Genomic DNA, 14,176 nt, shown 5'->3' with positions numbered 1-14,176 from the left:
TCAACAGTGAAGGGCTTACCATGAACAACTTCGACTTCTACAACCCGACCCACATTGTGTTTGGCCAGAACCGGCTCAACGAACTGGACAAGCTTGTTCCGGCCAAAGCGCGAGTCATGGTTCTCTACGGTGGCGGCAGCGTAAAGCAGCACGGCACACTGGATAAGGTACTTTCAGGCTTGGGGGATCGCTGTGTGGTGGAATTTGGTGGTATTGAGCCCAACCCCAAATTTGAAACCCTGATGGCAGCGGTGGCAGTGGTCAAAGAGCAACAGATAGATTTTCTTCTCGCCGTTGGCGGCGGTTCGGTGATGGACGGCACCAAGTTTGTCGCGCTGGCCGCCAAGACGGAGTCCGAACCCTACAAGATGTTGTTCCATGGTTTCAAACCCGTTCCCGCCAAAGAAGCTTTGCCGCTGGGTTGCATTGCCACGCTGCCGGCCACCGGTTCAGAAATGAACTCCGCAGGCGTCATTACTTTCAACAAACAGAAGTTCCCGTTTGCCTGTCCTCTGGTATTTCCTAAGTTCTCGTTTCTCGACCCGGATCTGACCCTGACCTTGCCCAAAGAGCAGATCGCCAACGGCGTCGCTGATGCCTTTGTACATGTGATAGAGCAATACCTGACCCAACCCACAGACGCCAAGGTTCAGGAGCGCATGGCCGAGGGGGTACTCAAAACCCTGATCGAAGACGGCCCCGTGACCTATCGCGACAACAGTGACATGGCGGCGCGCAAGAACTTTATCTGGTCAGCTACCAACGCGTTAAACGGTCTGATTGGTCGCGGCGTTCCCCAGGACTGGTCCACCCATATGATCGGCCATGAAATGACGGCCCTGTTTGGTATTGCCCATGGCCGGACTCTGGCCATTATCCTGCCGCACCTGCTGCGGGTGAGAAAAAACCACAAGCGTGACAAGCTGCTGCAATTTGCCGAGCGGGTCTGGGACATCACCGAAGGCACCGACGAGCAGAAGATCGATCGCGCGATAGACAACACCGAGGCTTTTTTTAACTCGCTGGATATTGTTACCAGCATCAGCCATTATGGCATTGACGATGAGGGCATCAACGCCCTGATAGGCAACATGGAAAAAATGGGGCTTACCGCCCTATCGGAAACCCGAGACCTGACTCTGGAAGATGTCCGTAATATTTTAGAAGCCGCCAAATAAAGATCCGACAAAGGCCCCGTACTGCGGGGCAATCCATTTCAGAGCCTCGCATTTTAATGACAAGTAACCAGTAATTGCCGCGGGGCTGCATGGTTTGTGTGGTAGACTGCCGCACCTTTCTTGAATCCCAAGACCTATAACCATGAGCTTACTCTTTGAAGAGATCGACAGTCAGTCATCCCCTCTGGGTGAAATTTCACTGCGCCGACGCCGAATTCCGGTATTTGGGGATAAAGACATCTACGAAGTAAAGCTGGGCGATGAATTTCTGATGTCGAGTATGTTTGTCGAAGCCGAAGAAGCCTTGTCGACCTTGGGGTTGGCCGCAGTTGAAGGCGACCAGCTCGATGTGGTCGTCGGTGGCTTGGGTCTGGGTTATACCGCCGTGGCCGCTCTGGAAGATTCCAGAGTCGCCGAGCTGCTGGTCGTGGATGCCCTGGACACTGTGATCAGCTGGCACCGCAATGAGCTGGTGCCTCTGGGCAAAACCCTCAATGCCGACTCGCGCAATCGCTATATCCATGGCAGCTTTTTTGATTTGGCTACCGCCCCGGACAGCGGCTTTGATCCGGACCAGAGCGGTCGGCAATTTGATGCCATCCTGCTCGACATTGACCACTCCCCCACCGAGTTTCTTAACGCCGACAACGCGGGTTTCTACACCGAAACAAACCTGTCTTTGATGGTACAACAAATAAAACCCAACGGGGTGTTTGCCATGTGGTCGCAAAATCTACCGGAAGCCGAATTTGAGGCCTTATTAGGCCGCGTATTTCACAGTGTCACCTCTCATATCGTGCCCTTTTACAACCCATTCCAGAATTGTGAATCCACCAATTCCGTTTACGTTTGTATCAAGTAATTGCTCTGGACCTTAACCAATCCATTACCAATATATATGAGTGAAAAAGTCCAACCGGCTATCACAGAAAGATTTCATACGATCTGGATCAAAAATGCATGACTGGCGACTTTTTCTGTCCGGTAAAATTACTATACTGGGGTCATGCCTTGTTTAAAGACAATCAATAACACTGTGTTCAGCCTCTTGCCTGCCCTGTTTCTTGGTAGTGCAGTGGCTGGGCAACAGCAGGAAGACCAAGCCTCCGAAGAACTGCAAGTGTCGACAGTCATCAAAACCGTCCGATGGACGGAGGAAACCAGGGACGCCATTTCATCATCGATACTGACCACCGCCAGAAGCATCGACAGCTGGATGTCCGGTGAGATCAGCGAAGGGAAAAACAAAAGCCGTATCAATATCGGTGTAGAGCAAAGTTTTGAGAAGTCGGGTGAGATGGAAACCGACTTTTATATTCGCGGTAAACTGGATATCCCCAACACCAAGCGCAAACTCAAACTGTTTTTTGATTCCGACACCAACGATCAAAGCAGCCTGGAAGACAAGCGCTTAAACAATAACGAAGAGAGCTTTTCCACCGCGGGTGTCAGCCGTGAGCGAACCGGTGATGTGTTTGATCTCAGCCACGACATAGGTGCCAAATTCAAAATCCCCTTTGACCCCTTCTACCGATTCAAGGCAAAACACAAACGTGAGCTCAACGAACTATGGAAAATGGGGTTTGAACAACGCCTCTGGTACTACCACCGTAAAGGCTGGGGTGAAAGCAGTGAGCTCAATTTCACTCGATTGTTGGGCGATCAACACAGCGTGATTTTCACTACTGAAATCCAATATCAAAACCGCTATGAAGAGTTTGAATTCGGCCAGTTCGCGACCTTGAGGCAAGCTATTCCCGGTAATCACTGGCACTCATTTACACTGGGAATCACCGGGTCCAGTCAGCCAGATCAGCAAACCGACAGTGTGTTTCTGTCGGCCAGCTACAATCAGCTGATTTATAAAGACTGGCTGATTCTTAGCGCCAGACCTATCCTGCGGTTTCCCGATTCCGACAACTGGAAACCCAACCCGGAACTGGAAATCAGACTGGATGTGTTCTTTCAGGAAACCACCAAGCGAAATTAAAGACGTTGCATGATCGGCTGAATGATTTCCTGCCAGACACGCTCATCCACCACACCCACGTGCTTGTAACGAATCACTCCCTCGCGATCCAGCACGTAAGTTTCCGGCGCACCAAACACACCCAGATCAATGCCCAGCCGGCCATCGGCGTCCACCACACTGAAAGCGTAAGGATCACCCAGCTTGGCCAGCCACTCCTGTGCGGATTTGGTATCGTCTTTGTAATTCACACCAAAGATCATCACTCCCTGCTTGGCCAGTTTATTCAGATAAGGGTGCTCGACTTTACAGGCCACGCACCAGGTCGCCCAGACATTCAGCAGTGATGGCTGCCCTTTCAGATCCTCCACCGTCACCCGGCGCTGAGCATCCTTGACAATGGGCAGTTGAAACTCGGGCATGGATTTGTCGATCAATGCCGAGGGCATGCGGGTCGGATCAAGACTCAACCCCTTCCAGAAGAACAGGCCCAATACCGCAAACACGATCAACGGAATAAATAACTTAAAACGTGACATTGATTGTTTCACCCAATACCTGATTAAGCTGCGGCCGTGACAGCCGCAGAGTTCTTCTGACGCAGTTTTACCGCACGATAGCGCTTATCCAGAATGGCCATGAGTCCACCCAGTGCCATAAAGATGGAACCCAACCAGATCCAGCGAACAAATGGTTTGGTGTGCACACGCACAGCCCAGGCGCCGTCATCAAGAGGTTCTCCGAGAGCCACATACAGATCGCGGAAGAAACCGGCATCGATCCCCGCCTCAGTCATAACATTGCCACCGGAGAGATAGCGACGCTTTTCGGGGTACAGAGTGGCAACCAGTTGTTTGTCCTGAAGAATCACAATTGTGCCCTGATCCGACACATAATTAGGACCGCGCACTTTCTGGGTACCTTCAAAGCGGTATTCATACCCACCCTGAGCCAGGGTTTGCCCCGGCGTCATGCGCAAATCGCGCTGGTCACTGTAAACCGTGTTCAGGCCCACACCCATCACCGTAAAGGCGACACCCATGTGAGCGATGATCATGCCATAGAAACTGATTTTCAGGCGCTGCATGCCCTGCCACACGGACTCAGCATTGCGGACCTTGTAGAGCACATCCGCAATTGAAGTAAAGGTAATCCAGGCACCCAAAGCAATGGTAATTGCCGCAGCAATCGAATAGTTCTCTGACATCAACATGGGTAATAAGCTGCCAGTCATCAACGCCAGTATCAGAGGCAACCGCAACCATTTGATGACAATATTACGGGACATCCGCTTCCAGTTGAGGAAAGCACCAACCCCCAGCATCACACTCAGGATGGCCATCAGGGGCACAAAAAAGAAGTTGAAATACGGAGGGCCCACTGAAATTTTTCCCCAGTCGAGCGCGTCGGCAATCAGCGGATACAAGGTGCCCAACAAAATGGTTCCCATCGACACCACCAGCACCACGTTGTTGCCCAGCAGGAAAGCTTCACGGGATAACCACTCAAAGCGAACGGTACTTTTGACATCCGGCGCTTTAAGGGCATAGAGAGTCAGCGAACCACCCACAACCACCGCCAAAAATCCCAGAATAAATACACCCCGCTCCGGATCGGCCGCAAACGCATGCACCGATGTCAGCACGCCGGAACGAACCAAAAATGTGCCCAATAAACTCAGGGAAAATGCAAAGATGGCCAGCAACAGAGTCCAGCTTTTAAACACACCGCGCTTTTCCGTGACTGCCAGTGAATGAATCAGAGCCGTACCCACCAACCAGGGCAAAAAGGACGCATTTTCTACCGGATCCCAGAACCACCAGCCACCCCAGCCCAGTTCGTAGTAGGCCCACCAGCTACCCAGGGCAATGCCCAGGGTCAGAAAGCCCCAGGCCACAGTAGTCCAGGGGCGAGACCAGCGCGCCCAGGCCGTATCCAGTCGACCACACAGCAACGCGGCAATGGCAAAGGCAAACACCACGGAGAAACCGACATAGCCCATATAGAGCATCGGCGGATGAATAATCAGACCCGGATCCTGCAGCAGCGGGTTGAGATCGCCCCCGTCGGCAGGGACATTCGGGAAAGTACGGTCAAAAGGGTTGGATGTCAGCAGCACAAACGAGGTAAAACCAACAGCAATCATGCCCATCACAGCCAGCACCCGCGACACCATTTCCAGCGGCATGCCACCGCTGAACAACGCCACGGCAAAGGTCCAGCCTGCCAGAATCAGCACCCACAATAGCAGTGAACCTTCATGCCCACCCCATACCGCACTGAATTTGTATTCAACCGGCAACAGACTGTTGGAGTGCCCCGCCACATATTTCACCGAAAAATCATCGGTGAGAAAGGCATAACAGAGACAGGCAAACGACAGACACAAGAACACAAAAAAGCCCGCCGACAAACTGCGCGCACTGTTCATCCACACCAGGTTACCCCGGTAACTGCCCCACAGAGGGATAATCGACAGGGCGATGGCCAGACCAAACGCCAGGATCAGGGAAAAATGTCCCAACTCAGGAATCATAACCGGCCCCCTCATAGCCTACGCCATCACAACTGGCCTGATGTTCGCCGCCGGCTTGCTGCATCGCTTCGGCAACCTCCGGCGGAGTATAGGTTTCATCGTGCTTGGCCAGTACTTCGGTAGCCATAAACACGCCATCACCAGTGACCTGCCCATTGACTACAACGGCTTCGCCTTCGGCAAACAGATCCGGCAGAATGCCGGTATAGCGCACCTCTACATTGGAGGCGCCGTCAGTGATTAAAAAGCTGACATCGAGACTGTCTTTGGAGCGCACCACCTTACCGGGTAATACGCAACCGCCGGCTCTGATGCGTTTATCGATCGGTGCCTGACCATGGGCAATGGCACTGGGCGGATAAAACAGATTGATATTTTCGCGCAGGGCAAATGCCATCAGACCAACGGCAACACTGGCAAACACCACAATAAACAGAACCATAATCAGACGTTGCTTTCTAACCGGGTGCATAAAATCTCTCAATAACAGGTTAATTCACGGTAATTCAATTGGTGCTGGCAGCCATTTGCTCGCGCTGCTTTTTTTCATGGGCTTCAATACGCTGGAGCCTTCTGATTTCCCGCAGCAGCACTTTGCGTGACCGCAAGGGGCTCACCGCCAGATAAATCAGACACAGAGCACCAATGATATAACAGGCCCAGACGTAGGGGCCGTGGCCCGACATGGTCAGAAAGTCAGACAGATTTTCAAATTGAAACACTAATTCCATGGTCAGCTACCCTTCTCTTCTGCCAGTGCTTTTACCCACTTGGTTTTCTTTTCCCGGCTCAGTATTTCGGTTCGGGTGCGCTGCAACAACACCAGAGCGTAGAAGCAGTAAAAGCCGGCAATCATGATCAACAGTGGGTACAGCATTGACCAGTGGATCGTAGATTCGGAAGTCAGTTTCAAGGTCGCGGGCTGGTGCAAGGTATACCACCAGTCAACGGACTTGTAGATAATGGGAATATTCACAGTGCCCACCAGAGACAGAACCGCACTGGCCTTATTGGCAGTATCCTGATGCTGATAGGCTTCCTGCAGAGCAATCACACCCAGATACAGGAAGAACAAAACCAGCATCGAAGTGATCCGCGCATCCCAAACCCACCAAGTACCCCAGGTCGGTTTGCCCCAAATGGCACCGGTCACCAATGCCAGAAACGTCAGCACCGAACCGATTGGCGCAGCTGACTTCATGACCATATCGGCCAGTTTCATCTTCCAGATCAGGCCGATGGCGCCACTGATGGCCATGATGTAATAGCCCGCCAGAGCCAGAAAAGAGGCCGGTACATGCAGATAGATGATCCGGTAACTGTTGCCCTGTTTAAAATCCGCCGGCGCAAACGCCAATCCCCATACGGTGCCAATCAGCAGCAGCGAAATGCTGATCACTGCCAACCAGGGTATCCAGGCATTTGTTTTCTCGTAGAACCACTTGGGCGAGCCCAGCCGGTGAAACCATGTCCAATCCACTCAGTTATCCTTTCAATCGTTAACCGTTAATACTGATGCGCAAAGCACCCACAACCGCCAGAGGCGCAAGAATCAGAGCCATTGCCTGAAACGCCCCCAACACCGCCAGCTGCCCAGCGAAGGGAAAGCCATCAATGGCACTGCTGACCGCGCTGGTACCGAAGATCAACACCGGCACATACAACGGCATGGTGATCAATGACAACAGCAAGCCCCCCTTTCTCAGCGCCACCGTCAGGGCAGCACCAATGGCACCGATCAAACTCAGGGATACGGTACCGAGCAATAGTGACAGGCACAGGGGAACAAATCCTTCAGCGGGCAGATGCAGCATCACACCCAGCAAGGGCGCCATAATGGTCAACGGCAATCCGGTAACCATCCAGTGCACACAGATTTTTGCCAGCACCTGAAAATACAAGGGCTGTGGTGTTATCAGCATCTGCTCCAGAGAGCCGTCTTCATAATCCCCGCGAAACAGACCATCGAGGGATAATAAAGTTGCCAACAAGGCCACCACCCAGATCATACCCGGTGCCAGTGACGCCAATACCACCGGCTCCGGACTGATACCCAGCGGCACCATGGTAATCACCATCAAAAAGAACATCAGGGGATTGGCCATTTCACCGCGATGACGAAATGCCACCACAAAATCCCGCTTGAAGGTTGCCACAAACCCCAGCCCCACCTCTGGTACGGGCGTGGCTTCGCTGCGGTTTATCTGATCACTGGCGGAATTCTCAAAAGACTCAGACATCTGCCACCTCCCGACAATCGAGCAGGTTCACTCGGCGAACCCCCTCAATACTCATGGGTTGATGGGTCGTCAGGATCACCGCACCACCTCCGGCTGCGTGCTCCAGCATCAGCTTTTGCAGATTTTCCACCCCCTGAACATCAATGGCGGTAAAAGGCTCATCCAATATCCACAGTCGCGCGGGGGTAAAAAACAGACGGGCCAGTGCCACACGCCTCATTTGCCCGGCCGACAGATGATAACAGGGAGTGTCTTCATAACCGAACAGACCCACCTCTTCCAGAGCCTGTTCCACCGTTGCCCGTTGATGGCCATTATTCATGCCCGCATACCAACCGAGATTTTCCCTCGGGGACAGCGCCTTTTTTATACCGGGTAAATGACCGACATAGAGTAATTGATTGCAGTACTCAACCTTGACCCGGGACAAGGGTTGCCCCTGCCACAGGATCTCACCACTGTAATCAGGCGAAATGCCCGTCAGGGTTCTCAGCAGTGTGGTTTTACCGGAGCCATTGGGGCCCTCTACCTGGAGAATATCACCGGCATTGACCGCCAGATTGAGGCCACTGAACAATACGCGCTCGTCGCGCTCACAAGCCAGATTTTGCAATTCCAACAGTGGTTGACTCAAAAGGGTTCCTGCCTCAATCCATTCGTATTGTGCTAAACGCATGCAGAAAAACATTTCTGCACAATATTCCGCCCCAGCGGCCGCTATAATAGCTGTATCTGCCGCCATCTTATGGCCACAGATCAAAAAAGAGCGCAGATTATAGCGCCTCCTGCAGTAAATTTAATCGGTATTTTATGGTTTATGACGATTGATCCCACCTCCCTGATGGGAAATGCAATTAAGTCCCTCCAGACTCAGCAAAAGCAGACCATCGAAAGCATTGCCCGGGTACTCAACATTCGTGTGGGTGAAGTGGTGAGCGGGACCGTCACGGACATCTCCAGAGTCACACCCCAGACCCGACAAACCCTGCTCGACGCCTATGTCGCCAGACGATCTGACCCGCAAACCGGCAATCCGGCCAGAGGCTACTTGTCTCAACAACCGGAAACCCAAACCGGCAATGCCAGACAAATGGCCCTACTGCAATCGCCCAAACTGCAGTTGCTGCAGGTTGTGGTACAAAACCAAAAATTACTGACCTACAGCGATCTGCCATTGGTGAAGAATCAGCCCGTGCAACTGCTGTTAAAATCCGCCAATCAACTGGAAGTGCTGCCCGGCAGCACGGCCGCCAAGACAACAACCGGTACACAACCAACGCCGCAACAGACCACGGTACAACAGGCCCTAAGGGCCAACCCGGTGCAACAGAGCAATCTGCAGACAGTACCCGCTCGGCAACTAACCGAGCTTCCAACTGCCTTACAGGCCATTCAACTGCTCAATCAGTTGACCCAGAAGCTCGGTAATTATTCGATGCAACCTCTGATTGCCAAGGATTTACAGGAAGCCCTGAAAAACGCCGCCAACCAAATCCGAACACCCGAGCAGCTGACCAAACCCGCGCAATTAAAGCAGGCACTGCGAGACAGCGGCGTGCAATTAGAGGCTCGGGTCAGGCATCAGGCAAACTTACCTGCGGCGGCCAAATCCGCTGAAAACAGACTATTTCAGACCAACACGCCAATAAAACCCGAGCAACTGTTGATGAAATCAGCACCGGCATCACCGCTGCAACCCCGCCCCTTGTCCCCTGTTGCCCAGCAGGATGTCAAAGGTGCCCTGCTGGCCCTACTGAATCGTCTTCAGACTGCAACGGTGGCCGGTGAAGAAGTAACGACCTCATCCACCCATAAAGCGCAGACCAGTCAGCCGCAGAACACTCTGCTGACAATACTGAAGACCCTGCTCGCCGGAACTCCGCAGCTGGCTCAGGTTAAGCAGGAAATCCCCCGTGAGGCCCTGATCCAACAGTTGCAACAACTGGTGCAACAATCACTCAACAAGATCCAGTACCGGCAGTTGCAAACCCTTAATCAACAACTGGCTCAAGGTTCAGAACTGCAGACCGGCCAGCTACAACACTGGCATTTGGAGTTGCCCATCCGCTATGGCCAGGAAGTACATGCCCTGTCCCTTCAGATCGATGAAGAGTGGCGTCAGATCAACGAGGACGAGCCTGAACAAGCCAACTCGGAAGAACGTAACGACAAAAAAGTACGCCAATGGTTTGTCAAACTCTGTTTTGAGCTCCCCGAGGCCGGTTACTTTCACGCGCACCTGACCATAGTCCAGAATGCCGTCAACGCCAGCCTTTGGGCAGAGAACCCGGTCACCCAGAAGAAAGCCGAGCAACAATTGAATCTGCTTAAACAGCGCCTGAACAAAGACGGCGTGGAAGTTAAATCACTGGATTGCTTTCCCGGCAAACCGCCACAACAGTCTAACCGTCTGGGCTATGCCCTGGTGGACATCAAAACCTGAGGGGCAATCGAAAGTGGATTTAAACAACCTGTCAGAGGATCAATTGCGTAAAGCTGTCGCTTTGTTCTACGACGGCGAAAACGCTCCGACGGTGACCGCCAAGGGCATTGGTGAAGAGGCCGAGGCCATTATGGCGGTGGCGAGAGCCCATGAAATCCCCCTGTGTGACAACGCCCAGCTGGTGGATTTGCTGGTGACTCTGGAACTCGGCGATGAGATTCCCGAAGCCCTCTATATTGCCATCGCCCACATCATTGCGTTTGCCTACCAATTGCAAGGCAAGGTCCCGGAAGGTTTTGAGCCAGCGTTTTAACCCGCTTTTGGTTATAATCCGGCGCTTTTGAGCACAGAGACAAGATCATGCCAACCACTTCCCGCATCGGTTTTATCGGCATGGGCCTGATGGGTGCCCCCATGAGTCTGCGTTTATTGAAAGCCGGTTTTCAGGTCAGTGTCTGGAACCGCAATCCCGACAAGACGCAGCCCCTGACTCACGCCGGCGCCATCGCCTGTAATTCACTGCAACAACTGGCTGAATCGAGCGACATCATCATGATGTGTGTGTCTGACACTCAGGCCGTGGAAGATGTCATCTTCGGTGATCATGGCCTGTGCCACAATCTGAAGCCCGGACAAATCATTGTGGATTTTTCCAGCATCGCACCAGATGCCACACAGAAATTCGCCTACCGGATTCAGCAACATCACCGGTGTCACTGGCTGGACTGCCCGGTATCCGGCGGCGTTGCCGGTGCGGAGAACGGCACGCTGGTGATTATGGCCGGTGGCGATGACCAATCTCTGAAGTTGGTGACACCGGCCCTCAACGCGGTATCTCAACGCATCACCCACATGGGCCCCAGTGGCAGTGGTCAGGCAACCAAAGTCTGCAACCAGATGCTGGTCAGCTGCAACGTCATGGTCATGGCCGAGGTTCTGGCGTTGGCCGAAAAAAGCGGCGTCGATGCCAGCAAAATTCCAGCCGCACTCAAAGGTGGTTTTGCCGATACTATCCCGTTGCAGTTAACCGGCAGCCGCATGGTCAACAATGATTTCGACGAAGTTAAATGGCACATCAAGACCCTTCTCAAGGACCTCACTCTGGCAGAGGAACTCGCCTCACAGGCTCAGGGGGCCACCCCCATGGCAGCCATGGCCAAACAGTTGATGCAACAGCAGGCCGAAGCCGGACTGGCCGATCAGGATCCGGCCAATCTGATCAAACACTACCGCAAGTAAGCCAACAAAACCGACCGCCACCATGAAAGATGCCCCATTGAAGCTCTGTGCCAATATCTCCCTGCTGTTTGGGGAATACAGCCTCTGTGACCGGTTTCGAGCCGCTCTCGACAACGGCTTCCAGGCCGTTGAAATCCAGTTTCCCTATGACACCAGCCTAAGCGAGCTGATTGAAGTGAAACGGGAAACCGGCTTGCAACTGCCGCTGATCAACGTCCCCGCCGGTGATTTGATGAACGGTGGTGAAGGCCTCGCTGCCAACCCCAAATGCCGGGACGCATTCAAGCGGGCGGTGGAGCAATGCCTCAGTTACGCCGAGCCTCTTGGGGTTGAAAAAGTCAATGTGCTGGCCGGCCGCTGTTATCAGGATACAGAGACCGAACGCTACTACGATCAGTTTTTGCATAACCTGGATTACGCTGCCGACCAGTTGCAATCGATCGGGGTTCAGGCCACCTTTGAAGCCATTAACACCTTTGATATGCCACACTTTTTGATTCACTCATTTGCCAGCATGCAGCAGGTACTGAGTGATCTGAACCACACCAATGTGGCCATGCAATACGATCTCTACCATATGGCACGCATGGGAGAAGATCTGACGCAACAGCTGGGCTCTCATCTGCCACAGATAGGTCATATCCAGTTTGCCGATACCCCGGACCGCCATGAGCCGGGAAGCGGCAATCTGAACCTGCAGCCTCTGTTGCAGCTCCTCAGAGACAAAGGTTACCGGCACTGGGTCGGGGCTGAATACAAACCTTCAGGCAAAACCGCCGACGGCCTTGGCTGGAGAAAAGCACTGGATTTCTAGCACCAGCGTCGCACCCGACGGCGATAGTCTCTATAGTCTTCCCCGAACAATTGCTCCAGCGCCCTCTCTTCCGGGACGATCTGAAAACGCTGGATATAGAACATAAAACCGGCGGTAAACAACAGGCTCCAGAAACCGGTAAAGTAGAGACAGAACGCAAACACCAGCAAGGCCATAGCCAGATACATGGGGTTGCGCGAGTAGGCAAAAATGCCATCGCAAACCAGTTCGGTAGTACTTTCGGGACTCAGGGGGTTGACTGTGGTATCCGCTCTGACAAACCCCATAATCGATATCCGTGCCAACACCATCGCCACAATCACCAAGACACTGGCAGCCGTCTGTACCACCACATCATCAGCCCCTTTTGGGTCGACCAGCCAGGCCAGTAGCATGGTGATAATCGCTACCATCAACGGCGGGATTCGGTTTTCCAGAAAAGCCATGATGTACTCCTTTTCCTTAACGCTTCTGACCGCAATGGATCTTATTCAATGAGTTGAGGCAGCGGTTCATAACCAGCGGCGAACCCGGCCCTTGTAGTCAACAAACTCTTCGCCGAACAGTTTCTCCATGGCCCGCTCTTCCGGCGAGATCTGAAACCGGGTGATGTACAGCACATAGGCCACTGTAAACAGAAGGCTCCAATAGCCGGTAAAGTAGAGACTGAAGGCAAACACCAGCAGCGCCAGGGCCACGTACATGGGGTTGCGTGAGTAACCGAAGATACCCGTGGTAACCAGAGTCGAAGCGGATTCCGGCTTAAGCGGGTTAACGGTGGTCTTGGCCCGAATAAAACCGGTAATTGACGCTCTGGCAATCAATACGGCCACGATCACCACCGCGGCAACTGCCCCCTGCATTGTGACACTCTCTGTGCCATCAGAGTCCCACAGCCAGCTGAGCAACATAAACAATACCGCCACCAGCGGTGGTGGAATTCTGTTTTCCAAACGATTCATACCATCCCCAAAAATATTGTTGTTATCGGCCCGATCCTAAACCTTTCAGCTACTGCAAGGTCAACACCGATCAGCGATTAGGAAAAACAGACACCGGTACCGCCCAGTCCACAGTAGCCCGATGGGTTCTTATGCAGATACTGCTGGTGGTAATCCTCGGCGTAGTAAAACGCCTGAGCCGGGACGATCTCAGTGGTAATGGCAGGCAACCCCTGTTGATTCAACAGGTTTTGGTAGACCTCCTGGGTTTGCTCGGCCAACTGTTGCTGCTGTTGTGATGCGGTATAGATCCCGGATCGGTACTGAGCACCCCGGTCATTACCCTGACGCATACCCTGAGTCGGATTATGTGATTCCCAGAAAACCTTGAGTAACGCCTCGTAGCTGATCTCCGAGGGATCGAACACCACCAGCACCACCTCATTGTGAGCGGTGCGCCCCGAGCACACTTCTTCGTAACTTGGGTTGGGGGTAAAACCGCCACTGTAGCCAACCGCAGTGGTGTAAACACCGGGCAATTGCCAGAAGCGCCGTTCAGCCCCCCAAAAGCAGCCCATGCCAAATATCGCCTGCTGCAAGTGTTCGGGAAAAGGCGGCAAGATCGGGTTACCCAACACCCCGTGCCGATTAATCACCCGCATGGGTTCGTGCCTACCACTCAATGCCTCTTCAGGTGCAGGCATAGTCAGACTTTTTTCAAAAAATCCCATAGTAAAGTCTCTATCCAAATCTTATCGACAAACGACACTCAGATCGTTCAACAAAACCGCATAAAACTGTAACAAACGCCAGAGG

Annotated in this window: 17 protein-coding genes; 7 read left to right on the top strand and 10 right to left on the bottom strand. The window is 53.0% G+C overall.

The window, feature by feature from the left end:
• Window positions 1–20 precede the first annotated feature (20 nt).
• The 3 genes from ACPXV9_RS07890 (at window position 21) to ACPXV9_RS07880 (ending at window position 3,168) form a co-directional block, all read left to right on the top strand.
• Complete coding sequence (locus ACPXV9_RS07890; protein ID WP_423895905.1) at window positions 21–1,178, top strand: iron-containing alcohol dehydrogenase; 1,158 nt, start codon at window positions 21–23, stop codon at window positions 1,176–1,178.
• A gap of 142 nt (window positions 1,179–1,320) precedes the next feature.
• Complete coding sequence (locus ACPXV9_RS07885; protein ID WP_423895904.1) at window positions 1,321–2,040, top strand: spermidine synthase; 720 nt, start codon at window positions 1,321–1,323, stop codon at window positions 2,038–2,040.
• A gap of 174 nt (window positions 2,041–2,214) precedes the next feature.
• The gene (locus ACPXV9_RS07880; protein ID WP_423895903.1) at window positions 2,215–3,168 is read left to right on the top strand and encodes a hypothetical protein; all 954 of its coding nucleotides are present in this window, start codon (window positions 2,215–2,217) and stop codon (window positions 3,166–3,168) included.
• Here the strand turns inward: ACPXV9_RS07880 and ACPXV9_RS07875 are convergent.
• From ACPXV9_RS07875 to ccmA, 7 genes are read right to left on the bottom strand one after another with little or no spacing between them, the layout of a single operon-like run.
• Window positions 3,165–3,686 carry a DsbE family thiol:disulfide interchange protein gene (locus ACPXV9_RS07875; RefSeq protein ID WP_423895902.1) on the bottom strand — a complete coding sequence of 174 codons (522 nt, stop codon included), beginning with the start codon at window positions 3,684–3,686 and terminating at the stop codon, window positions 3,165–3,167. The two genes, ACPXV9_RS07880 and ACPXV9_RS07875, sit on opposite strands and share 4 nt — an antisense overlap.
• A 23-nt stretch (window positions 3,687–3,709) precedes the next feature.
• Window positions 3,710–5,683 carry a heme lyase CcmF/NrfE family subunit gene (locus tag ACPXV9_RS07870; protein ID WP_423895901.1) on the bottom strand — a complete coding sequence of 658 codons (1,974 nt, stop codon included), beginning with the start codon at window positions 5,681–5,683 and terminating at the stop codon, window positions 3,710–3,712.
• Entirely contained in the window at window positions 5,673–6,155 is a 483-nt protein-coding gene (gene ccmE / locus ACPXV9_RS07865) for a cytochrome c maturation protein CcmE (RefSeq protein ID WP_423895900.1), read from the bottom strand. Before ccmE ends, ACPXV9_RS07870 begins: the two co-directional genes overlap by 11 nt.
• 34 nt (window positions 6,156–6,189) lie before the next feature.
• Window positions 6,190–6,414, bottom strand: a complete 225-nt coding sequence (gene ccmD / locus ACPXV9_RS07860; RefSeq protein WP_423895899.1) for a heme exporter protein CcmD — start codon at window positions 6,412–6,414, stop codon at window positions 6,190–6,192.
• A 2-nt stretch (window positions 6,415–6,416) separates the two neighbouring features.
• On the bottom strand, window positions 6,417–7,163 hold the full coding sequence (locus tag ACPXV9_RS07855; protein WP_423895898.1) for a heme ABC transporter permease: 747 nt from the start codon (window positions 7,161–7,163) through the stop codon (window positions 6,417–6,419).
• Between the two features lie 19 nt (window positions 7,164–7,182).
• Window positions 7,183–7,923 carry a heme exporter protein CcmB gene (ccmB, locus tag ACPXV9_RS07850; RefSeq protein ID WP_423895897.1) on the bottom strand — a complete coding sequence of 247 codons (741 nt, stop codon included), beginning with the start codon at window positions 7,921–7,923 and terminating at the stop codon, window positions 7,183–7,185.
• Window positions 7,916–8,557: a cytochrome c biogenesis heme-transporting ATPase CcmA gene (gene ccmA, locus ACPXV9_RS07845; protein WP_423895896.1), complete on the bottom strand. Its 642-nt coding sequence runs from the start codon at window positions 8,555–8,557 to the stop codon at window positions 7,916–7,918. The genes ccmB and ccmA overlap by 8 nt, the downstream gene beginning before the upstream one ends.
• Window positions 8,558–8,740: 183 nt before the next feature.
• Here ccmA and ACPXV9_RS07840 point away from each other — a divergent pair, with 183 nt between their 5' ends.
• Genes ACPXV9_RS07840 through ACPXV9_RS07825 form a run of 4 tightly spaced genes read left to right on the top strand, consistent with a single transcriptional unit; the run spans window position 8,741 to window position 12,419 of the window.
• A complete protein-coding gene (locus ACPXV9_RS07840; RefSeq protein ID WP_423895895.1) occupies window positions 8,741–10,366 on the top strand; it encodes a flagellar hook-length control protein FliK in 1,626 nt (541 codons plus the stop codon).
• A 13-nt stretch (window positions 10,367–10,379) separates the two neighbouring features.
• Complete coding sequence (locus ACPXV9_RS07835) at window positions 10,380–10,679, top strand: EscU/YscU/HrcU family type III secretion system export apparatus switch protein (protein WP_423895894.1); 300 nt, start codon at window positions 10,380–10,382, stop codon at window positions 10,677–10,679.
• 47 nt (window positions 10,680–10,726) lie between these two features.
• Window positions 10,727–11,605 carry an NAD(P)-dependent oxidoreductase gene (locus ACPXV9_RS07830; protein WP_423895893.1) on the top strand — a complete coding sequence of 293 codons (879 nt, stop codon included), beginning with the start codon at window positions 10,727–10,729 and terminating at the stop codon, window positions 11,603–11,605.
• A 22-nt stretch (window positions 11,606–11,627) separates the two neighbouring features.
• On the top strand, window positions 11,628–12,419 hold the full coding sequence (locus ACPXV9_RS07825; protein WP_423895892.1) for a hydroxypyruvate isomerase family protein: 792 nt from the start codon (window positions 11,628–11,630) through the stop codon (window positions 12,417–12,419).
• Here ACPXV9_RS07825 and ACPXV9_RS07820 read toward each other — a convergent pair.
• From ACPXV9_RS07820 to msrA, 3 genes are all read right to left on the bottom strand, one after another.
• The gene (locus ACPXV9_RS07820) at window positions 12,416–12,865 is read right to left on the bottom strand and encodes a methyltransferase family protein (RefSeq protein ID WP_423895891.1); all 450 of its coding nucleotides are present in this window, start codon (window positions 12,863–12,865) and stop codon (window positions 12,416–12,418) included. The genes ACPXV9_RS07825 and ACPXV9_RS07820 overlap by 4 nt on opposite strands.
• A 66-nt stretch (window positions 12,866–12,931) precedes the next feature.
• Window positions 12,932–13,381: a methyltransferase family protein gene (locus ACPXV9_RS07815; RefSeq protein ID WP_423895890.1), complete on the bottom strand. Its 450-nt coding sequence runs from the start codon at window positions 13,379–13,381 to the stop codon at window positions 12,932–12,934.
• 77 nt (window positions 13,382–13,458) lie between these two features.
• The gene (gene msrA, locus ACPXV9_RS07810) at window positions 13,459–14,091 is read right to left on the bottom strand and encodes a peptide-methionine (S)-S-oxide reductase MsrA (RefSeq protein ID WP_423895889.1); all 633 of its coding nucleotides are present in this window, start codon (window positions 14,089–14,091) and stop codon (window positions 13,459–13,461) included.
• Between the last annotated feature and the right edge of the window lie 85 nt (window positions 14,092–14,176).

Origin of the sequence: Candidatus Pelagadaptatus aseana, assembly GCF_040362265.1 — a bacterium.
Taxonomy (GTDB): domain Bacteria; phylum Pseudomonadota; class Gammaproteobacteria; order Pseudomonadales; family Cellvibrionaceae; genus Pelagadaptatus; species Pelagadaptatus aseana.
The sequence above is the reverse complement of the archived record's forward strand: the minus strand, read 5'-3'. Positions and strand labels throughout refer to the sequence as shown.